General features: G+C 56.7%; 22 protein-coding genes. 12 read left to right on the top strand and 10 right to left on the bottom strand.

Features of this window, described 5'->3' with window-relative positions; translation table 11 throughout:
• The first annotated feature begins 21 nt into the window (after positions 1 to 21).
• The gene (locus tag HMJ29_RS03630; RefSeq protein WP_171590210.1) at positions 22 to 1,308 is read left to right on the top strand and encodes an MFS transporter; all 1,287 of its coding nucleotides are present in this window, start codon (positions 22 to 24) and stop codon (positions 1,306 to 1,308) included.
• Here HMJ29_RS03630 and HMJ29_RS03625 read toward each other — a convergent pair.
• Together HMJ29_RS03625 and HMJ29_RS03620 are read right to left on the bottom strand one after the other, a co-directional pair.
• Positions 1,305 to 3,236 carry a sensor histidine kinase gene (locus HMJ29_RS03625; RefSeq protein WP_171590209.1) on the bottom strand — a complete coding sequence of 644 codons (1,932 nt, stop codon included), beginning with the start codon at positions 3,234 to 3,236 and terminating at the stop codon, positions 1,305 to 1,307. The two genes, HMJ29_RS03630 and HMJ29_RS03625, sit on opposite strands and share 4 nt — an antisense overlap.
• Positions 3,237 to 3,379: 143 nt before the next feature.
• On the bottom strand, positions 3,380 to 5,434 hold the full coding sequence (locus tag HMJ29_RS03620) for a S9 family peptidase (RefSeq protein WP_171590208.1): 2,055 nt from the start codon (positions 5,432 to 5,434) through the stop codon (positions 3,380 to 3,382).
• Between the two features lie 216 nt (positions 5,435 to 5,650).
• Here HMJ29_RS03620 and HMJ29_RS03615 point away from each other — a divergent pair, with 216 nt between their 5' ends.
• From HMJ29_RS03615 to HMJ29_RS03590, 6 genes are all read left to right on the top strand, one after another.
• The gene (locus HMJ29_RS03615) at positions 5,651 to 6,544 is read left to right on the top strand and encodes a LysR substrate-binding domain-containing protein (RefSeq protein WP_171590207.1); all 894 of its coding nucleotides are present in this window, start codon (positions 5,651 to 5,653) and stop codon (positions 6,542 to 6,544) included.
• Between the two features lie 101 nt (positions 6,545 to 6,645).
• Positions 6,646 to 7,671 carry a YeiH family protein gene (locus HMJ29_RS03610; RefSeq protein ID WP_171590206.1) on the top strand — a complete coding sequence of 342 codons (1,026 nt, stop codon included), beginning with the start codon at positions 6,646 to 6,648 and terminating at the stop codon, positions 7,669 to 7,671.
• A gap of 392 nt (positions 7,672 to 8,063) precedes the next feature.
• Complete coding sequence (locus tag HMJ29_RS03605) at positions 8,064 to 10,679, top strand: hypothetical protein (protein WP_171590205.1); 2,616 nt, start codon at positions 8,064 to 8,066, stop codon at positions 10,677 to 10,679.
• Positions 10,680 to 10,691: 12 nt separating this feature from the next.
• The gene (locus HMJ29_RS03600; protein WP_216634085.1) at positions 10,692 to 11,960 is read left to right on the top strand and encodes a hypothetical protein; all 1,269 of its coding nucleotides are present in this window, start codon (positions 10,692 to 10,694) and stop codon (positions 11,958 to 11,960) included.
• 49 nt (positions 11,961 to 12,009) lie between these two features.
• Positions 12,010 to 12,291 (top strand): hypothetical protein, encoded by a 282-nt coding sequence (locus HMJ29_RS03595; RefSeq protein ID WP_171590204.1) that lies wholly within the window; start codon positions 12,010 to 12,012, stop codon positions 12,289 to 12,291.
• Between the two features lie 46 nt (positions 12,292 to 12,337).
• A complete protein-coding gene (locus tag HMJ29_RS03590; RefSeq protein WP_171590203.1) occupies positions 12,338 to 13,606 on the top strand; it encodes a hypothetical protein in 1,269 nt (422 codons plus the stop codon).
• Between the two features lie 83 nt (positions 13,607 to 13,689).
• Here HMJ29_RS03590 and HMJ29_RS03585 read toward each other — a convergent pair whose 3' ends face one another.
• Positions 13,690 to 13,872 (bottom strand): hypothetical protein, encoded by a 183-nt coding sequence (locus tag HMJ29_RS03585; RefSeq protein WP_171590202.1) that lies wholly within the window; start codon positions 13,870 to 13,872, stop codon positions 13,690 to 13,692.
• 146 nt (positions 13,873 to 14,018) lie between these two features.
• On the opposite strand from HMJ29_RS03585, the gene HMJ29_RS03580 reads away from it, so the two are divergent.
• From HMJ29_RS03580 to HMJ29_RS03565, 4 genes are all read left to right on the top strand, one after another.
• On the top strand, positions 14,019 to 14,264 hold the full coding sequence (locus HMJ29_RS03580) for a hypothetical protein (RefSeq protein ID WP_171590201.1): 246 nt from the start codon (positions 14,019 to 14,021) through the stop codon (positions 14,262 to 14,264).
• Positions 14,265 to 14,302: 38 nt separating this feature from the next.
• A complete protein-coding gene (locus tag HMJ29_RS03575) occupies positions 14,303 to 15,037 on the top strand; it encodes a glutathione S-transferase family protein (RefSeq protein ID WP_171590200.1) in 735 nt (244 codons plus the stop codon).
• A gap of 32 nt (positions 15,038 to 15,069) precedes the next feature.
• Positions 15,070 to 16,290, top strand: a complete 1,221-nt coding sequence (locus HMJ29_RS03570; protein ID WP_171590199.1) for an SHOCT domain-containing protein — start codon at positions 15,070 to 15,072, stop codon at positions 16,288 to 16,290.
• Between the two features lie 83 nt (positions 16,291 to 16,373).
• Positions 16,374 to 17,432 (top strand): DUF3089 domain-containing protein, encoded by a 1,059-nt coding sequence (locus HMJ29_RS03565; protein WP_171590198.1) that lies wholly within the window; start codon positions 16,374 to 16,376, stop codon positions 17,430 to 17,432.
• 88 nt (positions 17,433 to 17,520) lie between these two features.
• On the opposite strand, the gene tsf is transcribed toward HMJ29_RS03565, so the two are convergent.
• From tsf to rplM, 4 genes are all read right to left on the bottom strand, one after another.
• On the bottom strand, positions 17,521 to 18,360 hold the full coding sequence (tsf, locus tag HMJ29_RS03560; protein ID WP_171590197.1) for a translation elongation factor Ts: 840 nt from the start codon (positions 18,358 to 18,360) through the stop codon (positions 17,521 to 17,523).
• 141 nt (positions 18,361 to 18,501) lie between these two features.
• Entirely contained in the window at positions 18,502 to 19,269 is a 768-nt protein-coding gene (rpsB, locus tag HMJ29_RS03555; RefSeq protein WP_171590196.1) for a 30S ribosomal protein S2, read from the bottom strand.
• 21 nt (positions 19,270 to 19,290) lie between these two features.
• Entirely contained in the window at positions 19,291 to 19,677 is a 387-nt protein-coding gene (gene rpsI / locus HMJ29_RS03550; protein ID WP_171590195.1) for a 30S ribosomal protein S9, read from the bottom strand.
• A 37-nt stretch (positions 19,678 to 19,714) separates the two neighbouring features.
• Positions 19,715 to 20,167: a 50S ribosomal protein L13 gene (gene rplM, locus HMJ29_RS03545; protein WP_088844202.1), complete on the bottom strand. Its 453-nt coding sequence runs from the start codon at positions 20,165 to 20,167 to the stop codon at positions 19,715 to 19,717.
• 204 nt (positions 20,168 to 20,371) lie between these two features.
• Here rplM and HMJ29_RS03540 point away from each other — a divergent pair, with 204 nt between their 5' ends.
• The gene (locus HMJ29_RS03540) at positions 20,372 to 21,877 is read left to right on the top strand and encodes a glycosyltransferase family 39 protein (protein ID WP_171590194.1); all 1,506 of its coding nucleotides are present in this window, start codon (positions 20,372 to 20,374) and stop codon (positions 21,875 to 21,877) included.
• A 79-nt stretch (positions 21,878 to 21,956) separates the two neighbouring features.
• Here the strand turns inward: HMJ29_RS03540 and HMJ29_RS03535 are convergent, their stop codons facing one another.
• The 3 genes from HMJ29_RS03535 to HMJ29_RS03525 all read right to left on the bottom strand — a co-directional run bounded on the left by HMJ29_RS03535 (position 21,957) and on the right by HMJ29_RS03525 (position 24,726).
• A complete protein-coding gene (locus HMJ29_RS03535) occupies positions 21,957 to 22,670 on the bottom strand; it encodes an RluA family pseudouridine synthase (RefSeq protein WP_171590193.1) in 714 nt (237 codons plus the stop codon).
• Positions 22,671 to 22,787: 117 nt separating this feature from the next.
• A complete protein-coding gene (locus HMJ29_RS03530) occupies positions 22,788 to 23,870 on the bottom strand; it encodes a sensor histidine kinase (protein WP_171590192.1) in 1,083 nt (360 codons plus the stop codon).
• 157 nt (positions 23,871 to 24,027) lie between these two features.
• The gene (locus HMJ29_RS03525) at positions 24,028 to 24,726 is read right to left on the bottom strand and encodes a response regulator transcription factor (protein ID WP_244679353.1); all 699 of its coding nucleotides are present in this window, start codon (positions 24,724 to 24,726) and stop codon (positions 24,028 to 24,030) included.
• Between the last annotated feature and the right edge of the window lie 73 nt (positions 24,727 to 24,799).

The following is a 24,799-nucleotide window of genomic DNA, read 5'->3' as shown; positions in this document are numbered from 1 at the left end:
CTTAACTAGCGCACGTATAATGTGAAGAGTCTGGTATTGCGGGAAAGCGCGGGGCTACGCTACGGTACGTTCTTTTATTTATATGGAATGCAGGGCATTCCGGCGGGGTTTGGTCTTACGGCTATGGTTAACTACCTCAACGCCCAGCATCTGCCGGTGCAGGCGGTAGCTACCTTCACCGCCATGGTAGGCCTGCCCTGGACGGTGCAGTTCGTGTGGGGGCCGCTGATTGATAAGTATCAGTACTCCGTTATTGGTCACCGCAAGCAGTGGGTGGTGCTTACGCAATTGGTAGCGGTGTTGGCCTCGCTGCTGCTGCTGCTGGTGCGGGAGCCCGTGGCGCAGCTTTCTCTGCTTACCACGGCTTTTGTGGTGCACAGCATCTTTGCTTCTATTCAGGATGCCAGCGTTGATGCCATTGCAATATCCGTAGTGCCGGAAGCCGAGCGAGGACGCGTGAATGCCTGCATGCGCGGGGGCTTCCTGTTAGGAATTTCCGCCGGGGCAGCGGGACTCTCGTGGCTGCTGCACCGCTATGGATTTTTTTGGGCTGCGTTGGCACAGTCGGCGGCCTTGCTGGTATTTACCATTGTTACCTTTTTCATTCGTCTTGACTCGACGGATCAGCTCCTGCCCAGCCGCAGCCAGCGCCGCGTAGCCCTAGCGCAGAATGCTGATAATCCATCCGTACAATGGCTGTTTAAGGAGCTGTTTCGGGCCATTAGCGAGCCTCGCTCACTGCGGCTTTTCGGGGGCATTGCCCTGGCCTATCTGTGCTTTAGCGTATTTGGATGGGCGTATTCCTTTCACCTCATTCGGGAGCTGCACTGGTCAGACAGCAAGCTCTCTATGCTGCAGGGTGGGTGGGGTAGCCTCAGTTCTCTGGTTCTGATTGGGGCCGGCGGCATGGTAGCCGACCGCATTGGCCCGGCCCGGCTGCAGCGCTGGGTGCTGGGGGCGCTGGGTACCTTTCTGCTCCTGTTCTGCAGTCTGAGTTTCTGGTGGCACCGAGAGGCCTTGGCTACCCTGGGCCTGCTGGTCTGGAACCTCGCCGACCCTAGCCTGAGTGTGGCGGCGCTGCCCTTGCTTATGACGCTGTGTCGCCCCCAGATTGAGGGCTCTCAATTCACGACCTACATGGCGTTAGTGAATTTAAGCGGAGTATGTGGCTCGTATATTACAGGCTGGGTGCTGCAAGTGGCCAGCGCCCCCACCTTGGGTTTGGGGTGTGGCCTGGTGGTGCTTGGCCTGTGTTGGTTGTTAGGGCGAAGGCAACAGCAAGTGCTGCCTGTTGTTTCTGCCCCTTAGCAGGGCAATACTACCGTAATCTGGCTGCCGTGGTCTGAGCTGTTGATGAACATTTTACCGTGGAGGTAATCGGCGCGGGCCCGCACGCCACGCAGGCCAATACCGGAGCCCGGCGTGTGGGGGGTAAACCCCCGGCCGTTGTCTTCTACCACTATTTCAAGGGTGGCAGGCTGGCGCTGCAAACGCACGGTTACCTCAGTAGCGCGGGCGTGGCGCACGGCGTTGTTCAGTAGCTCGGCGGCAATGCGGTAGGCGGCCTGCTGCACCACGGGCGGTAGCTGTTCCAGGCCATCGTCGCAATGAACGTGCACATGGGGGCTCCCATACAGGTTGAGCAATTCCCCCAGCGCCGCCACCGAGTCAGTTAAGCTTTCCTGGCCGGGCTCCGCGGGCAGCAGGGCGTGGCTGTAGGTGCGCACCTGGTCGCGGAGGTGACGCAGCAGCAGCTGGGTTTGCTTGCCCGCAGCGGCCGCCTCCGACGAGCTATCCAGCACCTTCTTAATGGCCGGGCTTTGCCAGGCCAGATTCAGGGCGGCCAGGTTAGGTCCCAGGGCATCGTGAAGCTCCCGCGCCAGCTGGGTGCGCTCTTCTTCCTGGGCTTCAATCAGGCGCGCGCCCAAGGCATTGCGCTGCCGAAGCTGGCGCACCCGCAGCCGGGCATTTTGGCGCAGCGTATGCCGGAAACGACCCGTAAGCAGCGCACTCAGCACCAATAGCTCCAGAAACAGACCCCAGGCCAGGGGGTTGGGATAAATGGGATTAAAGCTGCTCAGGCCCGCATGATTGCTCCAAAAAATGGCAAAGCCCACCGAAAAGAAAAAGTAGGTAAGCGCATAGTAAGCGGCCAGCTGGCGCCGTGGCTTAGAGCGGGCCACGAGGCCTAGCGTCGTCCAGCTGTATAAAAACAGTGAAAGCAGCACTAGCTCGCGGGTGGTATTAAGCACCTGCAGAAACGATAGGCTATGGCGTACGGCCCATGGGAACAGCGCCGCATATACCACTACAAACCCCATGGCTAGGCCCGAGAGCCAGTACCCAGTGCGGTGCAGCCGCGGCCACCTAGCCCGCAGCCGCAGAAACAGCAGCATAATATGAATGCCAGCCGCCGCCGCCAGCATGGTGAAATTGAACTGCCCCACCGTCCAGATCAGCCGGTAAGCGCCGGTGGGCAGGAGCATGGCATCCAGGCCATCTTCCATCATCAGGAAAATAGATAAGCACAGCACGTAGGCCACATACCAAATGTGAATTCGGTCGCGCAGGAAGGTGAACAGCACCAGGTTAAACAGGGCACTACTAAAGTAAAAGCCCAGCAGCCAGACCCAATGCCTCTCAAACGGGAAGTTCATTTCCCAGGCCAGAAAGTGCTCAGCGGTTTCAATGTAGGTGGGCAAGTACAATGCCCCAGCGTGCAGGTCAATGCGCAGCAGCAGATCGGCGGTTTCGTGGGGGGCCAGTGTAAAAGGCAAGCTCAGGGAGCGGGCCGGGAAAGCGCGCTCAACCGCCGGCACCCAAGAGCTAGCCGCTCCCAGTTGAGTAAACCTGGCTTCTCCCTGGCGGCGGCAGTACAATGCGGCGCTATCCGTGAAGTTAAAAATGCTCCACAGATACCGCAGGCGTTGGTCCTCGGTGTTACGCACGGTTAGGCGCATCCATACCCGCTCATGCAGGAGCCCTAGGTTTAGGGTTTTGTGCCAGGGCCCGGACCGAAATTTGCCCAGGCGCCACTGAGCCTCGGCGCGTTCAGGGTTGGGCGCAAGCGTAAAGGGCTCCGTGTAGTAGCGGTAGGCCTCTGATATATGCGGGCCTTTGGGGTCTTTCAGCAGGAGCGTGTCGCGGACGATGTGTGGCGGTTCTTCAGGCCCTACTGACTGGCCTAGCGCCAGCTGAGTGCCCAGCAGGAATACAATTAGTAGTCGAAGCCACATAAGTAGGTGCGTGAGTGGGAGGCGCTGCTCTGGTAAATAAATACAATTTAATGAGGTTAAAAAAATACTTTCCCCTGCACCTCAACCGTAAGCAACAGCTGAAATGCAGGGGAAAGGAAGGGGTAGGAGCAAGCTAAAGGTGGTTATCGGGCCGCCTGCCCATCAGGCTTTAGCGTCCGGCTAAGCCAGTCAAAGAACACCCGGTTCCAAAGCACGGCGTTCTGCGGTTTGGTAATCCAGTGGCCCTCATTAGGGAAATACAGGAAACGGCTCGGAATGCCGCGCAGCTGCGCCGTACCAAAGGCCTCCATGCCCTGGCCCTCGGGCACCCGGAAATCTTTGCCCCCATGAATCACCAGGATGGGCGTATCCCAGTTCTTGGCAAACTGCTGGGGGTTGAAGTCGATGTAGCTCTTGTTGAGCGTAGCATCCCAGGGCGTGCCACCCATGTCGTGCTTGGCGAAGAACATTTCCTCGGTGCTGGGGTACCAGCTCGTGAGGTCGTAGAGGCCCGCGTGAGCAATAAAGGTCTTGAAGCGGCCCTCGTGCTTGCCGGCCAGTTGGTACACTGAGTAGCCGCCGTAGCTAGCACCCACGCACCCTAGGCGGGCTTTGTCAACGTAAGGCTCCTGGCTCACGGCATCAATGGCGGAGAGGTAATCGCGGATGGGCTGGCCGCCCCAGTCGCCGCTGATGCTGTTGTTCCACTCCGTACCGAAGCCTGGCAGGCCGCGGCGGTTGGGTGCCACCACAATGTAGCCGTTGGCCGCCAGCAGCTGGAAGTTCCAGCGGTATGAGAAGCTCTGCGTAATGGGGCTTTGCGGGCCACCCTGGCAATAGAGCAGGGTAGGATACTTTTTGCTGGCATCGAAGTCGGGTGGGTAAATAACATATACCTGCATCTGCTTGCCATCGGTGGTTTTCACCCAGCGCGCCTCACTCTTGCCGGTTTTCACGCCAGCCAACTCCTGCTGATTAATATTCGTGAGCTGCGTTTCGCGGCCGGTTTTCAGGTCTATCCGCACTAAATCGGCGGGCTGGGCCTGGGTGGTTTTGTTGGCAATGGCTACGTTGGTGCCGGCCAGCTCAAAGCTGTTGTAGTTCTGGGCACCTTTCGTCAGCTGCTTGATTTTGCCGCCCTTACTCGGCACCGAAAATAGCTGCTCAGTGCCTTCCAGCACGCTCACAAAGTAAATGGTCTTGCCATCGGGGCTCCAGCGGATATTGGCGGCAGCCTGCTCTGAGCCCTGTGTAATGTCCTCGCGCTTCTTCGTCTTGAAATCGTACACCACAATGCCATTGCGGTCGGCCTCAAAGCCCGGCGTAGCCATGCTCAGCCAGGCTACCTTCGAGCCATCTGGCGAGAAGATAGGCTCGGTATCGTAGCCATCCATCCCTTCGCTCAGGTTCTGAGTTTTCCCTTCCCTAATGTCGTAGAGGTAAATATCGGAGTTGGTGCTTTCGGCCTCGGCCTTGCCGTAGAGCTTGCGCGAGGTGTAGGCCAGTCGGTATCCGTCCGGCGAAAACGCCAGCTGTTCTGAGCCGCCCAGGGGCTGCAGTGGGGCATCAAACTTCTCACCAGGCATTACGTCTTTGCCGTAGCCGGTGGGGCGGCCATCGTCGCCTACGGGCTGGAAAAACACGTGGCTCGACTTAAAGTCGTCCCAGGTATTCCAATGGCGGTAGTTTAGGTCGTCGATGAGCTTGGCGTCGGCCTTGGGCAGATCCGGGTACCAGTCCTGCACCGACTTGCCGGTTTTCACGTCCTTCGTGTAGAGGATAAAATTGCCGGTAGGCGCGTATCTGAGGTTGGCGAGGCCCTCGTCGGGAAACTCGCTGAGCTTCTGCTTACCTGAGCCGTCGGCGTTCATCACGTAGAGCTGATCGGTGCCGCCTTCTCCCGAGAGGAAAGTCAGCTTACCATCGGGGCGCCAGTTGATAGTATTTTCGGAGCCGGGGGTATTGGTGAGCTGCCGGGCTGCCCCGCCCGCCACGGGCACCACCCAAATATCGGTATTGCCCTTGTTCTCGCTCAGATTATAGCGCGTTACGGTGTAGGCCACCGTTTTGCGGTCTGGTGATACCTGCATCTCGCCCAGTCGGCCGAGCTTCATCAGCAGCTCAGGGGTGTACACAGATTGTTGCGCTGAAGCGGCCAAGGGCAGCAAGGCCAGCGCAGTCAGAAAGGTTTTTCTCATGGGGAATTCAAGTGGGAAAGAAAGGAGCAAGTTAAGCAGATCAGGCCTAGGCAGCCGCGGGATGTAGCCCGAACAAACAGTGGAGCTATTCATGCAGTAACCAGAGGCCTAGGGCCTTCCTCCTGGCCTCATAACGCTGTTGCTTCTTCTGGGCAATGTGCTGGGGCAACTGCGAGTTTCATTTCCTTACGTCCGGCGGCCCCGTACCTTGCAGCCATGCCTGATTTTCGTCTGCGAGTTTTTCAGTCGGTAGCCCGCCACTTGAGCTTTACCAAAGCGGCTCAGGAGCTATTTATCACTCAGCCCGCCATTACCAAGCACATTCGGGAGCTAGAGCGCAGCTATGCCCAGCGTCTGTTTGAGCGGCGAGGCAACCGCATTAGTCTCACTGAGGCCGGCCAGCTCCTGCTGCAACACGCCGATGCCGTAGAGAACCTGCACCAGCAGCTCACTGAGCAGCTGCACTTGCTGCACGGAGCAGCCCGGGGCCGCTTGCGGCTGGGAGCCAGCACTACACTCACTCAATACGTGTTGCCGCCCCTGCTACCCGCTTTCCAGGCCCGTTACCCCCACATTGAGCTTACCCTGCTCAATGGTAACTCCGAGCAAATTGCCGATGCCCTCCTGCAGGGCCACCTCGACTTAGGCTTCGTGGAGGGCCGTAGCAAAAGCCGAGACCTGCACTACGAGCTGCTCCTGGAAGATGAGCTGGTTGTGGTGCGTAGCCCTGATGCTACTCAGCCCGCCACCCTTACCGTAGCGCAATTTGCCCAGCATCCGCTAGTGCTTCGGGAGCGAGGCTCCGGCACCCTGGAGGTGCTGGAATATGCCCTCAAGGCCCACCAGCTAAAGCTCTCGGAGCTGCAGGTGGCCTTTTACTTCGACAGCACCGAAGCCATAAAGCTTTACCTGGCCGCGGCGCCGGGCTGCCTGGGGGTGGTGTCTGGGCGGGCTTTGGTGAAAGAAGTAGCGGCCGGGGAGCTGGAAATTGTGGAAGTGCCGGAGCTACAGCTGGCCCGGCAGTTTGAGGCCGTGTGGGTGCAAGGAGAGCCATTGTCGCCGGCCGCTACGCGCTTTCTGTCCTATGCGCACAAGCACTATGAGCAGTAGTCGTTTAACAGTGTCTATAACTTGAAGTAATAACCTATAACAATTATTGGTTATCCAGCGAGAGGGGAGTAGCGTACCTTTGGGCATAGTTACCACCCCTTATGAAAACCACCCTTTCTCGCTCTTCTCATCCCACGCCGCCCGACGGTCTTGCTGCCGGGTTTTGGGAATCCTTTCGTCAGCCCCATCAGCTGCTAGGCCACTCGGTTACGGGGCAGCAGGTGCTGTTTTTTCTTTTCCTGCTGTTCTGTCTCACGCCTTGGGCCTCACCACCTGTGGCCCTGGCGCTAGGCCTGGTACTGGCCCAAACAGTAGGCAACCCCTTCACCACCCAAACACGCGCTCTCACGGCCAAACTGCTGCAATACTCCGTAATAGGCCTGGGCTTTGGCATGAATGCACACGCGGCGGTGCAGGCCGGCCAGCAAGGAATTTTGTTTACGGTGGCTTCCATTACGGGCACGCTGATGCTCGGGTACTTTGTGGGCCGCTGGCTGGGGCTAAGCCGCCACGTTACTCACCTTATTTCTTGTGGTACCGCCATTTGCGGTGGTAGTGCCATTGCGGCGGTAGGGCCCGTATTGCGGGCTAAGGAGGAAGAGCTATCGGTGGCACTGGGCACGGTGTTTATCCTAAATGCTATTGCCCTGTTCGCCTTCCCGCCGCTGGGCCACTGGCTGCACATGACCCAGAACCAGTTCGGCCTCTGGTGCGCCATTGCCATTCATGATACCAGTTCCGTAGTAGGGGCCGCCGCCGCTTACGGTGACCAGGCCCTGCAAGTAGCTACTACCGTAAAGCTGGCCCGCGCCCTCTGGATTATTCCCGTGGCTCTGGGCACGGCGCTGGCCTTCAAGCAGAAAGATGTGAAGGTGAAGATTCCCTACTTCATTCTGGGTTTCATTGTGGCCATGCTGCTCAATACCTACGTGCCAGCCCTGCAAGTAGCCGCGCCCACCGTAGTACACCTGGCTAAGCTAGGCCTGACCGTTACGCTGTTTTTTATTGGGGCGGGCCTCTCTGGCAAGGCCATCAAAGCAGTTGGGCCCAAGCCATTTGTGCTGGGCGTATTGCTCTGGACGGTGATATCCGCAGCCTCGCTCTACGTGATTCTGCACACGATATAGGCCTAGGCCACTCCATCAGGCACCCCGGCAAATCCTTGCGGCGGCTCACTATATGAGTTTGCTCCACTACTTGTATCTATAAGCTTAGCAGCTCAAGGATAAAATGCGGGAATTGTTTGGAAAATATAAACAATATATATTACCTTAATAATACTTAACAACAGTAGCCGAAGTAGGGGCGAAGGGTGCACTACGGTGTGGGGCAGTTATGAGCAACTGCTCATGGGAAAGGCAGCGGAGTACCGCGCCTTCTGCAATTGACGTCGGCCGCGTTAGCGAAACCGAGCCACTGGATGCCTGCCTGATTAGGGAGCAGCACTCGTGCGCTTTTCTGGGTTTTGGCGGCCTGCTAATGATTCAGTCAGTTAGTCAGTACCCAAATCTGAGTGGCTATGAATACCTATTTCCCATCCCAGAATGGTGAGCGAGTAAACGATTTGCTGTCCAGTAGTCCTTTTGCCGACGAGTCAGAGGAGGAGTTTGCCGACGTCCGGTACGAAGAAATGCTGCCCTTGCAGGAAAGCTTCGGGGTAGATATGGAGAGCCCATTTATCTCAGAGTTGGAAATCACGGGGGAGGCACGGCCTACAACCAACCCGCTGGCCGAGCAAATGGTGAGCATGCTGGCCGAGCTGCACGACCACGAGTTCAACGAAGCCTTGTTTGAACTGGCTAATGAGTTTGAGGACGTAGCCGCTACCCGGTTTGCCAATGAAGCCGGCGAGTACAGCCTGCGCACAGTATCCGAGTTGCGCAACCACGCCGCGCCCCTCATCTATGAGCTGGAAACCATGATCAATAACATGGCCACCGAAATGGAGCGGGAGGACATGGGCAGTAAGAGCGAGGCCGAACTAGAACAATTCTTCGACCGCTACCTAGTAGATCATGAAGGCTTTTCGCCGCGCTTTGAGCAGTTCTTCGGCAAGGTTTTCCGGGTGGTAAAGAACGTGGCCAGAAAGGCCATTGACATTGGGAAACAAGGCATTGCAGGCGCTGTAGATCTGGCCAAGAAGGGTGTTGCCTTCGCGGGTAAATTCCTGCCCATCGGTGTGATTATGAAGAAGCTGAGGGCCTTGGTAAAGCCCCTGGTGCATAAGGTTATCAACTTTGCCATCAACCGTTTACCCATCTTTCTGCGGCCTATTGCCAAGCAGTTCGTGAATAAGCTCATGAACCGCGAGTCGTTTGAAACGGAGGGCAGCTACGCGGCAGAAGCCTACGAAACCGAGGCGGAAACCGAGCAGCCCACAACTTACGAGATCAACGAAATTCAGATGGAGTTTAACGCGCGGGTTACCAACCTGCTGTTTGCCGAAACCGAGCAGGAAAGCGAGGCTACGGTGAACAACTACCTCCAGGAAAACGAGCAGCCCCAATCAGAAGACGAGGCCAGCTCCCTGGATGCTGCCCGTGAGCGGTTTGTACAGGAACTCAGTGAGCTGAAAGATGGGGAAGACCCCACCCCGGCCATTCAGCGCTTTATTCCGGCGCTGCTGCCCATTCTGAAGGTGGCCATTACCGTCATCGGGCGCGACAAAGTGGTGAACTTCCTGGGTGGCCTAGTGGCGCAACTGGTAGGAAAAATATTGGGCAATACGCTCAAAACCCACCACCGGGCTTTAGGCAACGCCATTGCGGACATTGGTATGTCGATGATTTCCTTGGAAAGCCCCCTGCAAAACCAGGAGCGGCTGGGCTATGAGGCCTACGCCTCTACGGTAGAAGAAATTTTGACGGAAATAGGGAGCCGGCCCGAGAACTACACCGCCGAGCCGGAAGTAGTCCAGAGCTTGGTGAGCGAGGCCTTTGAAACGGCCGTGGCCAACAACTTCCCGGCCGCTATGATTAAGCCGGCCCTGCGCCAGGCGTCCGGTAATGGCATGTGGTACAAAATGCCACGCGTGAAGCGCTTTTACCGCAAGTATTCCACCGTTTTCCCGGTGGTAATTGATGCGCGCACGGCCCTGCAGGTGAAATCCTTCAAGGGGCAGTCGTTGGCAAGCTTCTTCAAAGACAAGCTGGGGCTGCCCATGGGTAAGCCCGTGCAAGCCAAGGTGCACCTCTACGAGGCTATCCGCCACACCAAGCTCTCTGTCATTTCCCGGATGGAAAAGCTGCCTGGCCTAGGTAGCTCCAACTGGTCGGCGTATTGCCAACTGCACCCGCTTACCACCTCGGCCGCCGCCATGCTGCTCAAAGAGCCTGGCCTAGGGCGTGACGTAGATGCGCGGTTCCTGCAGTCGCGCGACCTGATTAGTACCGGGCAACGGTTTTACTTCCTGGAAATTCCGGGCGCCAAAGTGCATCCGCCCTACGGGGCCGGAAAGGTGAACCGCCCACCTGTGCCAGTTACGCCCGGCGCCCCCTGGACGCCCCCCAAAGTAGAGCCTGTTATTCCGCGCTCCAGTGATGCGCAGTGCGTGCTGAACTTTCTCAAAAGCGAAGTCCGCTTTAACTTCTTCTTTAGCGGGGAAGATGCCCGCGCCATCGGACAGAAGCTAGGCAGCGGCGACTACCTCTCGGCGGTGGGTACCATCCGGAACGTGGTGCGGGATATTCTCACAAATACACTTGTGCGCAACGTGCCCCACAAAGTCAAGTTTGTGCATGAGGCCATGCCCGAGCTGTATCTGGAGAACTTCGAGCCCGCGCAAGAGCAATTTCTGGGTGGAGTGGCCCGAGCGGCTGGCGGCGCGCTGGTCAAATTCGGGAAGGATGCGCTGGTGAAGGTAGTAGAGAAGCTCATCAACAAGTTTGCCGACGTTGTCTACAACTCCATCATCACCTACCTAAAATCGCGCAAGCAGGAGTTTATCACGGCATCAGCTAACCAGAGCGGGGTTACAGTGAAGGCCATTTTCACCAATGTGCCCATTATGTCGAAGCTGCGCTTGGTGATCAGTGCCATGAAGGGCACCACCAATCTGGGCGACTTGGCCGACTTTGTGCTGCCATCTCTCCCCACACCCAGCGTGGTGATAGTAGGCGGACGGCAGTTTGATTAAACCACGGGCGCCATGATGGTACACACGCCTCCTCTTGTCAGCACGAAGCCGCTTATCCGGCGGCAAATTGGCCACTGGCTTCAGGCTGCCACGCGGCTGGCAGCCTACGAGCAGTTGGCCTCGCCGGGGGCTTGGGCCGGGGTAGACCAAGCCATAGGCCTAAAGATTCGGGCGTTTCTAACGCAGTCTATTACCAACCTGCTGCTGAGCGGCAAGCAGCTGCAAATGCAGCTAGACCAAGCCACTACCGAGGCAGCGCTACTGGAAATGCGTAAGCAGGTAATTCAGTTTCGGGGCCAGTACGTGAAGTGCGAAACCACCGTGCATCTCTACACTGATGCCATCAACTCGCGCACTACGCCTCAAGTAGCGGCGCTGCTGCGAGCCTGCGACGCGCTCTGCGCCCAAAGTATGCAGGAGGTGCTGAGCAAAGTGAACAACCAGCCGGTACCCTCTGTGCTCACTTACATCGATAAAGGCCTTGGGGCATCTATCATGAAAGCGGGGCTGCGGCTCTGGGACAGCTCTACCAGCCCCGTGGCCGTCATCAAGATTACCCGCCATAACCTGTTGCGCCCCACCTCGGCCATCCACGAAACCGGCCACCAGCTGGCGCATATTCTGGACTGGAACGAGGAGCTGGCGCGGGGCCTACGGACTGGCCTACAGGCAAAATCAGGCCTGGCGGCCGACGAGTTTGCAGGCTGGGCCTCAGAAATTGCCGCTGATGCGTTTGCCTTTGTGCACACGGGCTACGCGGCTGTAGCAGCCCTACACGATGTAATGGCCGGCGAGACCTGGAGCGTAGTGCAATATAACCTCGGCGACCCGCACCCCATAAGCTACCTGCGCGTGCTGCTAGGCACCGAAATGTGTCGGCAGTGCTTTGGCCTAGGCCCCTGGGATGATTTGGAGCGGGCTTGGGTCGACTTTTACCAAGTCAAAAACAGTGGCTCTCATGCGGCCCTTGTCATTCAGGCCTGCCTCTCGGTGCTGCCCCAGGCCGTGGAAATTATTCTGAAGCAGCGCTTCCGCGCCTTCGGGGGCAGGGCCCTCACGGAAATTGTGAACCCACTACGCGTGCGGCCCGATGAGCTGGCTAAGCTGGAATATGTAGCCGGACCGGCCCTGTTTACCAACCACGCCTGGATCTGGAAGGAATGCCTGCGCCTGTTGGCCCTGAGCGGCCTTAAAATTGCCACCGCCGATGACCCCGCGCCCGAATACCAGCGCCAGGAAGAATGGATGCAGCGCCTCGGCTGGTCTGTGAATTTGAACTGATACCCGTGCGTGTCTCGGCACACCCCACCCACTTTTATTGCCCCAAGTCATGAGAAACCAAAAAGGACCTTTTGAGTCGGAGGAATCACAGAATACGGAATTCAACGGAAGCCCCGATTCTGGCCCCGACGTGCTGATTATTGAAACCGCTTCCCGCCAGGAAGTAGAGGAAGTTCGGGCCGAAATGGCCCGCTACAAGCAGGAACTGCATGATCTGAAGCGCCGCATGAAGGGCCGCAAAAACGGGGAGGACGCACCGCTGTCTACCACGCCTGATTTTCAGAGAAGGCTGGAAGTGCTGCTGCGGTCCTACGTCAAAACCCGGGTGTAGCTATTTCTCGTCGTTGCCTATCGTTCACCTTTAACCCTTCGCCACCATGTCAGCTACTCTAAGGTTGATCAAGGCGTATAACACGCTGTATAGCTACAACAATGCTGAGCGGCCCTATGCTCTGCCCAACTTTCGCAACGACGGCACGCCGGTAAATACGCCCATTATTAAGCGCTGGACGTTCCCCGGGCAGTTTGGGGCCGATGTAGCACCCGGCCCACCCGATTCCTTCAATATCGACCTGAACAAAGACGACACGGAAGCACCCAATGCCGACTCTATCCGGGCCTTCGTGTCGATGCCCGATGCAGGTGTGCTCGAAAACTGCATTGGCTACCACTGGTATGAGCTGATGTACAACATTAAAGGGGCCAACGTACCTGCCGCAGATAAATTTCCGCCCTACCACCTCATCTTCGCCTACCTCATCGAGCACTCGCGCATCTTCGTCATCTTCGAGCGCCTGATTATGAAGTTCAAGACAGGCGAAGATCTAGGCCACCCCAGCGCCTTCACCCGCGAGTGGATTCGTAACACGGAGGACCTGTTTTATAAGGATGTGCATATTCCGCAGTTCCGCTCCGTGGTAACGGCGCTGGCCCCGAGCTTCGATGCTACCCGCCGCAATGCCTACTACCGCCTTTTTGGGCTGGAGCTAGGCCACGGCAGCCAAGCCAATACGCCGGTCAGCTTCGTGAAGCCCACCCACGCCAACCTGAATTTTGTGGCGCTCTTGGAGCACTTCCTGCGCGAAGTTTGGCAGGGCGTCATCAACCACAAAAACACCAGCGGCGTCAACACCACCGATATCATCTTTATTTCAGAGCTGGCGCTGCAACTTAAAGATAGCCTGCTTTCCCGCCGCAACGCCGATAAAAACCTTGAGTTTTATGAGAGCAGCAGCCTCTCGAAGGAAGAGTTCTTGTCGGTGATAATGGCCGAATGGTACTACCAGGTTATTGCCACCAACACGGAGCTGGTACGGGAGCTGAACGCTGAAGCCGTTACGCCCTATGAGCGCCTGGCCAAGCTCGGTAAGCTGGTAGGCGTCACGCCCCACTCCAAAACCCACGACATCTTTGAGCTGGCGCCCTTGCTGGCTATTCTGCTGCGGATGGTGGAGGAAGGCAAGTTTGATATAGCCGCCAACATTCAGGGTCTGTTCGACCCAAGCGCGCCCGGCAATACCTTTGCCCAACAGATTTCGCTCATTATCAATTTGTGGCAGAAAACCACGGGCTCCAACCTCAAGCAGATGCCCAACACAGCCCTGCAGAACGGCGCACCGAAAAATCGTACCATTGCCCTGACCTAGTGTACGCACTCTCCTAGAACACAAAAGCGGACGACTCATGAGAGCCGTCCGCTTTTGTGTTCTGGAATATTCTAGGGGGAGTGCTATTCAGATTTCTTACGGCCCGAGCCGCTCTTTTTGCCGCCACCATCGTTTTTATTAATGGTAGCCCAGGCGCGCTTTTCGGCTTCTTCTTCCGAAACGCCGCGCTTTTCGTATCCTTTTTCAATGTGTTCGGCCTGCCGCTTTTGCTTGTCGGTGTAGGCCGATTTATCTCCTTGTGGCATAAGTGAAAGGGAGGGGAAAAGGTGGAAGATAAAGTAGGGGAGAGCTAATGGGTTTTACGCAGGCCAAACGGCGCTGTTATGTTGAGCTTGCGCCGGTAAGCTTAACTACCACTACCTATCTTCGCCCTCTCAACGTTTTGCCTGCTATGCGCCAGTTAGCCATTATTCCGCACCCCGACGCCAAAATCACGCTCTTTTCCTGGAATGGGAAATATCTTATTAAGCTGGAAAAGGGCCCTTTTGAGCAAACCTATAAGGTAAGCGAGCTGGACTTAACCGGCGAGGAGGATGTGCATCTTCTCCTGGATAATGAGTTTGTGCAGGCCGCCGTGCGGCGCTTTGCTGGTATGCAGCAAGACTTGCAAGCGGCCTTCGACCGGCACGGTATCTGATAAGTCCGCTTTTGGGTTATTTCTCCCCCTTGAATAGTATGTCAATGAACCGTCTTCCTACTTTCCTGCTGGCATTTGTTGTGCAGGTTTTAGCCTCGGCCCCGGCGCAGGCGCAGCTGTATGATGCGCGCAACAGCAGCGTGAATTTTGAGCGCAAAGAGCGCGATGGGGTGAAGGTGCAGGTAGAAGGCACCGCCCAATGGACGCGCGACTACTGGCAGGCCTGGCTCAAGGATACCTACAACATAAAGCTGAAGGGTGATGGCGTGCTGGGCGTGGGCAAAAAGGACATACTGGTGGCTAAGCAGGCGCCTATGTCCAGTGTATCAGGGAAGCTGGTAGACCTGTACTCCTCCGTTACGGCTCCTTCTGATTCCGTGGCCGAGCTGTCGGTGTGGGCTGCGCTCGGCCCCGATGCCTTTATTACCTCCGGCGGCACGCCCTCAGAGTTTAGCTCTCTGCGCAACATTGCCCAGAGCTTTGCCGCCGCCGCCCGCGTAAAAGCCTACCGCGAGCAAATAGCCGAAGCTGAAAAACAATTCAAAGAGTCAGAGAAGGAGAAAGAGAAGCTGGAGAAAGAACGGACCTCACTGGCCGCCACCACGCAAAGCAACCTGACCAAAATTGAGCAGCTCAAACAGCAAAACGCCGACCATAAACTCAAGCTGGCCGAAGACTCTGTGAAGCTCCTCGACAACGCACGACTGCTGGAATTGCGTAAAGCCCAGGTGGAGCGCCGCCGCGCCCGGCTTACCAACCTCGACCGTAAATAACTCTGCGCTGCTTACGCTGCTGGCTTCTTGTCATGGAAAACGAACCTTCTCCCCTCGACACCCTGCGCCAATTAAAAGAGTGGCTGGATGCGGGCACTATTACGCCTCAGGAGTTTGAGACTCTGAAGCGCAAGCTGCTTTTCTCCGAAAACGCTGGCCCACCAGCTTCTACTCCACCTCCTGCCCCAGAGAAGCCTGCGGTAACAGCCGCCGACCAGATGTATCCTTCCCGCTCGGCCGCCACGCCGGCTCCCGAGCCGCCCAGGCCACCCGAAGCTGAGCAGACTTTCACTACCAGCGGCCCCGTTGAGGACCCGATGCTGCCGCCCATAGTGCCGCCAGTTACCACGGGGAGGGCAGAGGCTTCAGCAGTACCGCCCGTGTCGCCAGCGCCAGAGTTTTTGCCGCCCCAGGAAACAGTGCGTGCGCGTACCCCCGACCCGCAACATGATGAGGTATACCCGGCTGCCGGCACTCTGGAGGACGATACCCTGCCGGTACCCAACGACGCGGCCTCACGCAACCCATTAACCACGGTACTTATTGTGGGCGGCATTGTAGCGCTGTTAGCCATAGTGGCCTACCTCATGCTGGGCAACAAGGAGTCAGAGCGTCTGACGAGTACTACTATCACCGCCGCCGACACGCTTTCTACCCGCCCCGAAACGGGCCCTCAGGCTGAGCAGATTGACCTGCCCCCCGCTGCGGCTCCTGAAACTATTCGGGTGGCACCGGTAATACCAACAGCTCCTGCTACTGCTGATACAATAGGCCAGGCTGCTACCCCTGCCCTGGCGCCCGCTACTACAGCTCCGGCAGAAGAAGCCGTCACCACTCCCGACGCCGCTACCGATGCCGATGCGCAAACGCGTATTCAGGGCGTGTTAAACGCCTTCTATGAGGATATGCAGGCGCCGCCCTTCTCAGCTAGTACCTACCTGGCTCCCCAGGTAGAGCGATTTTACCTCATGCAGAATACCACCCCGGCGGCCATCGCCGAGGAAATGGGTAAGAGCTACTTTCCTGAGTTCCTGGAGGCGCAAAACCAGATAGAGCCGGGCTCCCTGAAAATCAGCCCGCCCGTTAACGACGGCTCCCGGGTGGCAACGTACATTGAGAAAATCCAGTCATTGCGGCAGTCTATGCAGAAGCATCAGCAAACCCGGGCCCAGGTGCGCGCACGCTTCGATAAGAACTTCAAGATCATTTATCTGCGCCGCGAGAGACTCCTTGAAAACACCTTCAATGAGTAACTTTACCGCCCCTGTATCTGTCCAGGCCTGTCTCGTGGAGTTGCGCGTCAGGCTGGGTACTTTCTCCCCTGCTCTTGCCTGCTGTGCCTGCCTATACTTCCCGCCCTCTGCACCTGCTAGCACCCCTGCTGCTGTTTTTGAGCTCCTGCTTAGGAGTCCTCCGGCCCAGTCACCAATTCACCCCGGTTAAAGACATTTCCGATGCGCCTGATTACCGCATGGAGGACAACTGGGCTGCCCTGCCCGACCGCCTCGATTCCGCCGATGCCGTGCCGATTGGCACTCTGCTCCGGGACCGGCAGCGCGATGCGCCAGTAGATGTCTTCTTCGTACACCCAACCACGCACCTGGGCCGCGGTCAGTGGAACGCCAGCCTCGAAAACAAGTCCCTCAATCACCTCACGGATATCACTACTATCCGGAAACAGGCGTCGGTATTTAATAGCACTGCCAGAATTTACGCACCTCGCTACCGACAGGCTACATTGTATTCCTTCTTTGATGAGAAGACCAGGAATGGGGATGAAGCCATTGAGGTGGCCTACAGCGACGTTAAAAACGCGTTTGAATACTACCTCAAAAACTATAACCACGGTAGGCCTATCATCCTGGCAGGGCACAGCCAGGGCACCCGGCACCTGACCCACATTCTGCAAGATTACTTCGATAACGACCCCAAGCTGCGGCATCAGCTTGTGGCAGCGTATCTCGTGGGGTTTAATGTGCCCGAGGACGCCCTGCAGGTTATTCGGCCCTGTGAGGACTCTACTCAAACTGGCTGTTACGTGACCTGGAACACCGCCGACTGGGGCCAGGAATACGCTCCGTATAAAAACAGCGTTGCTACTAACCCGCTTACTTGGTCACGTGATACCGCAACCGCTGAGGCTCGCCTGAACTTAGGTGGCGTACCATATTCTTTTAATCGGCGTGACTCCCGCGTAGTAGATGCCAAAGTCCACAACGGTATTCTGTGGGTGCATAAACCCATCCGCGACGGCTACCCCCGCTTTCTGCTACCCGGCCGCCCCGAACTGCGCCACTCCTTCCACATCGCCGACTATAGTCTGTTCTACTACAACATTCGCCAAAATGCCGAAGCTCGCGTGCGAGCTTATCGAATGAAGATGAGTGGGGGATAGGTTAGTAGGGAGAAAATATAGGCTGAATAAACAAAAAGCCCCGTTGGCATATGCCAGCGGGGCTTTTATGCAATAAGCGCTGAGCTGCTTAGCCTACGATGGCTACGCGCTTGAAGTCAGAGATGGTCAGGCCTTTCTGCGTCTTGTCGAGCAGCTGGGCGATGGTCACCGAGTTGTCTTTCACGAACTCCTGGTTGAGCAGGGTGTTCTCTTTGTAGAACTTGTTCAGCTTGCCCTGAGCAATTTTCTCCAGCATAGCCTCGGGCTTGCCTTCTGAGCGAGCCTGCTCTTTACCGATTTCGATTTCGCGCTCGATGGTAGCAGCGTCAACGCCATCTTTGTCAAGAGCAACCGGCTTCATAGCTACAATTTGCATAGCCACGTCGCGGCCAACTGAAGCTACGTCGGCACCGCCTACGTTCTTCATAGCTACCAGAACGCCCTTCTTGTTATCCGAGTGGATGTAAGAAGCAACTTTTTCAGCGGTTACGTTCTCGTAGGCCACTACGTCGAGCTTCTCGCCGATTTTGCCCATCAGGTCGGTGATGTGCTCCTGCAAGGAACGACCATCTTCCTGAGCAGCCGCCAGCAGCTCTTCTTTCGAAGCAGCGTTTGACTTCACGGCCGTAGCCAGGATCTGCTGCGCCAGGTTTTTGAAGTCTTCAACTTTAGCAACAGGCTCCGTTTCGCAAGCCAGCGCAATCAGTTTGCCGTTGGTGCCGTCTTCGCTAACAGCGGCCAGTACTACGCCTTCCGACGTGGTATTCTCAGCGCGCTTGTCAGCGATTTTCTGACCCTGCTTACGCAGAATGTCGCGAGCGGCTTCGAAGTCGCCTTCGGCCTCCGTCAGGGCTTTTTTGCAATCCATCATGCCCGCGCCAGTCATAGTGCGGAGCTTATTCACGTCTGCGGCGGTAATTGCTGCCATTGTTGTGAGGGTATATGAGGGTGTGAGGGTTATCTTACTTGGGGCCGCGTAGTGGCCTAGGCCAGTATCGGGCAGTTAAAGAAAAAGGGAACATCGGAGCCGAGCGCTTCGCATGTTCCCTTTTTTCAATGAACAGGCAGACTATTCGTCAGCGTTCTGTTTTTCCTGAATGCCTTCCTCTTCAGCTTGCTTCTTGTCGGCATCCTCCTTGTCGACTTTCCGCTCAGAGAGGCCTTCTTCGATAGCTTTGCCAATCACCCCAACGATGAGTTGGATCGACTTCGAAGCGTCGTCGTTAGCAGGAATTGGGAACTGCACCAGCTCGGGGTTCGAGTTCGTGTCGCAGATAGCAAACACCGGGATACCCAATTTCTGGGCTTCTTTCACGGCAATGTGCTCACGCTTCACGTCAATCACGAACAGAGCAGCGGGCAGACGGCTCAGGTCGGCGATGCCGCCCAGAACACGCTCCAGTTTCTCACGCTCACGCGACATCATCAGCTTCTCGCGCTTTGCGAGGGCGGCGTATGCCGTGTTTTCCTTCACCATCTTGTCGATGGTGCTCATTTTCTTCAACGACTTGCGCACGGTAGTGAAGTTGGTGAGCATGCCACCCAACCAACGGTCCGTTACGAACGGCATTTTGAGGCGCTTAGCCTCTTCCGTTACGATTTCCTGCGCTTGTTTCTTGGTAGCCACGAACATCACCTTACGGCCGCTCTTAGCGATGTTGCGGATAGCCGCAGACGCCTGCTCGAGCGAAACGAGGGTTTTGTTGAGGTCAATGATATGGATGCCGTTCTTCTCCATGAAGATGTACGGCGCCATTTTTGGATCCCACTTGCGCGTAAGGTGACCAAAGTGGGCACCGGCGTCAAGTAGTTCTTTATAAGTGGTGGTCTGAGCCATGATAGGGGTTCCTCTGGAAGATTAGCGTTTCGAGAACTGGAACGAACGACGAGCTTTACGCTTACCGAATTTCTTACGTTCCACCATGCGCGGGTCACGGGTCAGGAAGCCTTCTTTCTTCAAGGCAGGACGAACTTCTTCGTTGTCGCCTACGAGGGCTTTCGAGATGGCCAGACGGATAGCCTCAGCCTGAGCCGAGATGCCACCACCGCGCACGTTTACCTTGATGTCGTACTGCCCAACTTGTTCAACAGTAGCCAAAGGCTGGTTCACGATGTTTTCCAGGAGTTCATTACCGAAGTAAGTCTTCATGTCCCGGCCGTTGATAGTGATATTCCCTTGCCCGGCTTGCATGTAGATGCGAGCCACCGAGGTTTTTCTTCTACCAGAGGTGTTGGAAATTTCCATTAATAGAATGAGTTAGAAAATGGGGAAGCCGAGTGGCCTAGAGGTTGGTGAGTTCAACAGCTTTGGGCTGCTGAGCTTCGTGTGGGTGCTCAGCACCAGCGTACACGAACAGGTTACGGAATTGCTCACGGCCGAGACGGTTGCCTTGCAGCATACCCTTTACAGCGTGCTCAATAACACTGGCTGAGTTTTTAGCCTTTTTGTCGCGCAGGTTGATGCGCTTCTGACCGCCGGGGTAACCCGAGTGCGAGATGTAAATCTTGTCGGTCAGTTTTTTGCCGGTTACGCGCAGCTTGTCGGCGTTGATAACGATAACGTTGTCACCGCAGTCGGAGTTGGGCGTGAAGCTTGGCTTGTGCTTGCCACGCAGCATGTTGGCAATCTGGCTGGCCAGACGGCCCAGCGGCGCAACACTGGCATCAACCACAACCCAGGCCTTGTCGGCATTGGCTTTGTTGACGGATACCGTCTTGAAGCTCAGATGATCCATTGGGTAGGAGGATAAGCGTTTGGAAATGAGAGGAAACCGAACACGGGTTCGGGAAAAACGGACACAAAGTTACCGCCTTCCGCCGAATATTCAAAGCCATGCTCTAATAATTGTCCCTGAAACACTTACTGCGGCCTTCTGCCTACTTCCCGAAACCGCTTACCTTGCCGCCCGATTTCGCCGCCTATGCCGCCTACTTCCACTTTGCCCGCTTCTGCAGTGCCTCGGCAAGCTATTTGGTTGCGCCGGGTGGCATGGGCGATTCTGGTAGTAGGGGTTGTGCTGCGCGGCGTGATCTGGGCGCAGCAGCGCTCCTTATACCTTGATGAAGCCAACTTGCTGCGTAATTTCACGGAGCGGTCTTACCTGGGCCTGTTCCGCAACCTGGATTACGAGCAGTATTCGCCGCCGCTATTTTCGGTACTGATCAAAGGCTGCTTAGGTCTGTTCGGCAATAATGAGCTTTCAGTACGCCTAGTACCGGTGTTGGCAAGTATGTTCACGCTGGGCCTATTCTTTCGGCAAACGCAGCGTTGGCTTGCTCCGCCCGTAGCGGTGTTTGTCTTGAGCTTTCTGGCTTTCGGAAAGGTGTTTATCGACTATGGCACCGTCTGTAAGCAATACGCCACTGATGGCCTAGCCGCGCTGGCTCTTATTGAGGTGGCCTATTACGTGGGGCGTGGCCGGTTTGGAGCCCGTGAGGCGGCAATATGGGTGCTAGTTGGCTGCACCAGCATCTGGTTTTCTATGCCCACTGTGTTTGTGTTGGCGGGCATCGGTATATGGTACCTGCTGGAAGCTTGGCAGCGGCAACAGTGGCGCGCCGTGGGCTGGGTGCTGGGTACAGGCCTAGCGTGGCTGCTGGGCTTTGGGGTGTACTACCTGCTTCTGCTGCAAACCAACGTGAAATCTAACTACTTGCAGCAGTACCATCATGAGATGTTTCTGGCTTTCCCGCCTCACAATGTGGAGGAGCTACAGCTGCTTGCAAAGCAAGTAGGAGAGCTTATCAATAAAACGGTGGGCAAAACGGCCTTGGCAGCAGTGTTGGCTATACTTTGCTTCCCGCTAGGCCTGTACCAGCTGCTCAGGCGTCAGCGCTTTTTGGCCTGCGTACTGCTCGTGCCAATAGCCGCGTGCCTGGCCGCCTCTGCCCTGCATTACTATTCCCTCATGTCGAGGCTGGTGCTGTTTATGCTGCCGCTGTTGCTGCTAGTGCTAGGATACGGAGCGCAGTGGCTGGCGCGACAGCACAAAGGGGCCGCTTGGGGAGTAGCTATCCTCGGGCTGGTGGTGCTGGCCAACCAGCAGCAATTGCGCTACCTCGGTCAAGCATTTCAGAGTGATTATGCCGATGTGCGCTCCGCCTTAGAGTATGTTGCCCAACACCAGCAGCCCGGCGATGCCGTTTTTGCCTACTATAATGTAGCGCCGGTAGCCCGCTATTACACCCAGGAGCATACTCCTGGGCTGCCGTTAGCTAACCTAACACTCCAGGAGCCCGGCTCTCTGCCTACCGCGCAAGATCCTTTTGCCAACGGACTGCTCATGCTGCAGCAACAGGGTGTCCGCCGTATTTGGATAGTCTACGACCGCGAAGATGAAGGGCCCGCGCACCTGGCAGCCGCGCAAGGAAACATAGTGGCTCGCTACCCGGTGTACCGCGGCTATGCGCTGCTATATGAGTCTAAGGCTACTGTGCCACAATAGGCTTGGAGCCTTACTACGGCTCCAAAAAAACAAGCGCCCCTTCTTACTGCAAGAAGGGGCGCTGGCGTAGTAGATGGCTCTAGCGGTACTGCTGCATGTTTTCCACCAGCACCCGGAAGTCTTTGGGGTAGGGTGCCTCCACGGTTATCGGCTCCCCATTGAGCAGGCTGAACGTGAGCTGACGGGCGTGCAGCGCAAACCGCTTAATGAATGGCTGCTCCTCTTCACCCTGCTTCATGTTAAACTTCTTCTTCAACGATGATAAGTAGAAGTTGTCGCCTCCGTACATCGTATCGCCCACAATAGGGGCTTGCAGATAGGCCAGGTGCAGACGAATCTGGTGCATGCGGCCCGTAATGGGCTGGCACTCCAGCAGGGTGTGGCGGGCGTAGGTTTCCAGCGTGCGCACCAGCGTAACGGCCGGCTTGCCTTTGTAGGCCAGTCGGGCTTTGCCTTTGGTGGTAGTCTCAATGCTGCGGTCTACTTCTAGGCCTTCATACTCGTGTACCCCCCACGAAACGGCGTGGTACACTTTCTTTACTTGCCGGTCTTCAAACTGCATAGCCAGGTGGCGGTAGGCGGCGGGGTTCTTAGCCAGCGCCAGCGAGCCACTAGTTTCTTTATCCAGACGGTGGCAGGCCTGAATATCGTCGTACTGCTCACGGGCTAGGCGCAGGATATTCGGCGCGCCGCCGAAACGCTCGTCGAGGGTAGCGAGAAATGGTGGTTTGTTGATGACGACGTAATCTTCGTCTTCAAACAGAATCAGGTCTTTGAACTCAGGTAGCTTCATAATGAGCTACAAAGGTACGGAAGCCGAATTTGTGAACCGGTGATTAATAGCGGGGTGCCTGAGCGTACTACTAGCCCAGACCACACATACATCCGGCCACCCATGCCCGCAAGAGCCTCAACTCACAGCTTCGTCGCTTCGCAAATTCACTGCTTTGGGCTTAGCCAGTTTAAACTCAAGCGTGGTGCCCTGGCCGGGCTCACTCTGCACCCTAATGGCAGACTTATGCGCCTCCACAATGTGCTTGCTGATAGCCAAGCCCAGGCCTGAGCCTCCAGCTTCTCTAGACTCACGAGTCCGGCTTTTGTCAATACGGTAGAAGCGCTCAAAGATGCGATTCTGGTGCTGCTTCGGTATGCCTTCGCCATCGTCGCGGACGCTAACCCGCACGCTCTTAGCGTTTTCCGTGAGTTCTACGGTCACGTGCCCGTTCTCGCGGCCGTACTTAATGGCGTTATCAATGAGGTTGATGAGCACTTGCCGAATGCGGTTCCGGTCGGCCAGTACGTGTAGGCCACCCGCCGGAAACTCCGGGGGCGATAAGGCCAGCTGCACATTCCGGCGGACGGCCTTTAGCTCGAGCTGCTCAAAGATGTCGTGCACTAGCTGTACCAGGTCAAAGTTCTGGCGGCGCATGCGCACCACTCCTTTCTCCAGTTGTGATATCGTGACCAAGTCCTGTACTAAGGCATCAAGGGCATCGAGGCTGGAGGCGGCTTTTTGCAGAAACTTCTTGCGCGTGAACTCGTCCACATCGTCATCGTCGAGAATGGTGTGGACGAACCCTTGAGCCGCGAAGATGGGCGTTTTTAACTCGTGCGATACATCGGCCAGAAACTCGCGGCGCAGCACCTGCAAGCGCTTCAGCTCATCAATTTCCTGCTGCTTGCGCTGGGCCATGTCCAGAATCTCATCGCGCATGCGCTTGAGGGGCTCCGGCCGAAAGAGAAATTTGTTCGACATGCGCCGAAACTCCTTGCGCTTAATGTGCTCCAGCCCCTCATAGATGTTGTTGATCTCCTGAAAAATCAGGGCCTCAAACATGAGGTAGAGCAGCAGAAAGCATGCCGCAATAGTGATGCCAGCCACCAGCACGCCTTCCCGCAGTGGCAATGAAGGGCTCAGCCACGCCAGCAAGCTCAGAATGGTAGCTACCAGCAACGACAGAAGTACGGCAATGGTGCGAGACGAAAGTTTCATTCTCTAGAAGAGAGGCCGCGAAGAGCGAAGTAATAAGCAAATTAGCCGCCGAGCGTCAGGAAGAAAGGACCTTAGCCAGCTTGAACGACTGGCCTAGCCGCGCCGCGCTCAAACAGGTAAGATCCTTTCTTTCTCGGGGCAATGGGAAAAGTGAGGCTTAGTCGATATTAAACTTGTAGCCTACTCCTTTGATAGTCTGGATGTGATGGTCGCCGACCTTCTCGCGGACTTTACGCACGTGCACGTCCACGGTGCGGGCCAGCACAAATACATCGTTGCCCCAGATGTTCTGGAGCAGTTCGTCGCGGCCAAACACTTTGTGGGGCGAGGCAGCCAGGAAGGCCAGCAGCTCAAACTCCTTCTTCGGTAGGCTGATCTTCTTGCCATCCTGGTACACAGCAAACCCGGTGCGGTCAATCTTTAGGCCGTTAATCTCGATGCTATCGGTCTGGACTTGCGGGTCCTTGTCGCGGCGAACAAAGGCGGCCAGGCGGCTCATGAGGGCACGGGGCTTAATGGGCTTGGCAATGAAGTCATCGGCGCCAGCTTCGAAGGCAGCAACTTCCGAAAACTCCTCGGCGCGGGCCGTCAGGAAGATGATGTAGGTTTCCTTGAACTTCGGCATCTCCCGAAGCTGGCGGCAGGCCGCAATACCATCGAGATTGGGCATCATGACATCCAGCAGAATAATGTCGGGGCCGAACTGCGGGGCTACCTCCAGGGCCTTACGGCCATCGGGGGCGGAGGCCACTTCGTAGCCTTCCTTGCGCAGGTTGTACTCCAGCAGCTCGACGATATCAGGATCATCATCGACTACCAGGATCTTGTAAGCGTTGGGGTTGGCGGTTGGCTGCACGGAGCGAGGCGGTTTAGGGTAAAACAGAATGCGCGAATTCAAAAGTACCGCCGGCCGACGGGCGCGGCGTGTT

The sequence above is a fragment of the Hymenobacter taeanensis genome (genome assembly GCF_013137895.1).
GTDB lineage: Bacteria > Bacteroidota > Bacteroidia > Cytophagales > Hymenobacteraceae > Hymenobacter > Hymenobacter taeanensis.
This window is presented reverse-complemented; position numbering and strand designations above follow the sequence as displayed.

Bases quoted from the DNA above. Each gene is read 5' to 3' on its own strand.
- HMJ29_RS03610 (WP_171590206.1), top strand. From the start codon at position 6,646: ATGAAAACCACCCTTTCTCGCTCTTCTCATCCCACGCCGCCCGACGGT.
- HMJ29_RS03595 (WP_171590204.1), top strand. From the start codon at position 12,010: ATGAGAAACCAAAAAGGACCTTTTGAGTCGGAGGAATCACAGAATACG.
- HMJ29_RS03605 (WP_171590205.1), top strand. From the start codon at position 8,064: ATGAATACCTATTTCCCATCCCAGAATGGTGAGCGAGTAAACGATTTG.
- rpsI (WP_171590195.1), bottom strand. From the start codon at position 19,677: ATGGAAATTTCCAACACCTCTGGTAGAAGAAAAACCTCGGTGGCTCGC.
- HMJ29_RS03580 (WP_171590201.1), top strand. From the start codon at position 14,019: ATGCGCCAGTTAGCCATTATTCCGCACCCCGACGCCAAAATCACGCTC.
- HMJ29_RS03530 (WP_171590192.1), bottom strand. From the start codon at position 23,870: ATGAAACTTTCGTCTCGCACCATTGCCGTACTTCTGTCGTTGCTGGTA.
- tsf (WP_171590197.1), bottom strand. From the start codon at position 18,360: ATGGCAGCAATTACCGCCGCAGACGTGAATAAGCTCCGCACTATGACT.
- rplM (WP_088844202.1), bottom strand. From the start codon at position 20,167: ATGGATCATCTGAGCTTCAAGACGGTATCCGTCAACAAAGCCAATGCC.
- HMJ29_RS03535 (WP_171590193.1), bottom strand. From the start codon at position 22,670: ATGAAGCTACCTGAGTTCAAAGACCTGATTCTGTTTGAAGACGAAGAT.
- HMJ29_RS03585 (WP_171590202.1), bottom strand. From the start codon at position 13,872: ATGCCACAAGGAGATAAATCGGCCTACACCGACAAGCAAAAGCGGCAG.
- HMJ29_RS03575 (WP_171590200.1), top strand. From the start codon at position 14,303: ATGTCAATGAACCGTCTTCCTACTTTCCTGCTGGCATTTGTTGTGCAG.
- HMJ29_RS03625 (WP_171590209.1), bottom strand. From the start codon at position 3,236: ATGTGGCTTCGACTACTAATTGTATTCCTGCTGGGCACTCAGCTGGCG.
- HMJ29_RS03570 (WP_171590199.1), top strand. From the start codon at position 15,070: ATGGAAAACGAACCTTCTCCCCTCGACACCCTGCGCCAATTAAAAGAG.
- HMJ29_RS03615 (WP_171590207.1), top strand. From the start codon at position 5,651: ATGCCTGATTTTCGTCTGCGAGTTTTTCAGTCGGTAGCCCGCCACTTG.
- HMJ29_RS03590 (WP_171590203.1), top strand. From the start codon at position 12,338: ATGTCAGCTACTCTAAGGTTGATCAAGGCGTATAACACGCTGTATAGC.
- HMJ29_RS03600 (WP_216634085.1), top strand. From the start codon at position 10,692: ATGATGGTACACACGCCTCCTCTTGTCAGCACGAAGCCGCTTATCCGG.
- HMJ29_RS03620 (WP_171590208.1), bottom strand. From the start codon at position 5,434: ATGAGAAAAACCTTTCTGACTGCGCTGGCCTTGCTGCCCTTGGCCGCT.
- rpsB (WP_171590196.1), bottom strand. From the start codon at position 19,269: ATGGCTCAGACCACCACTTATAAAGAACTACTTGACGCCGGTGCCCAC.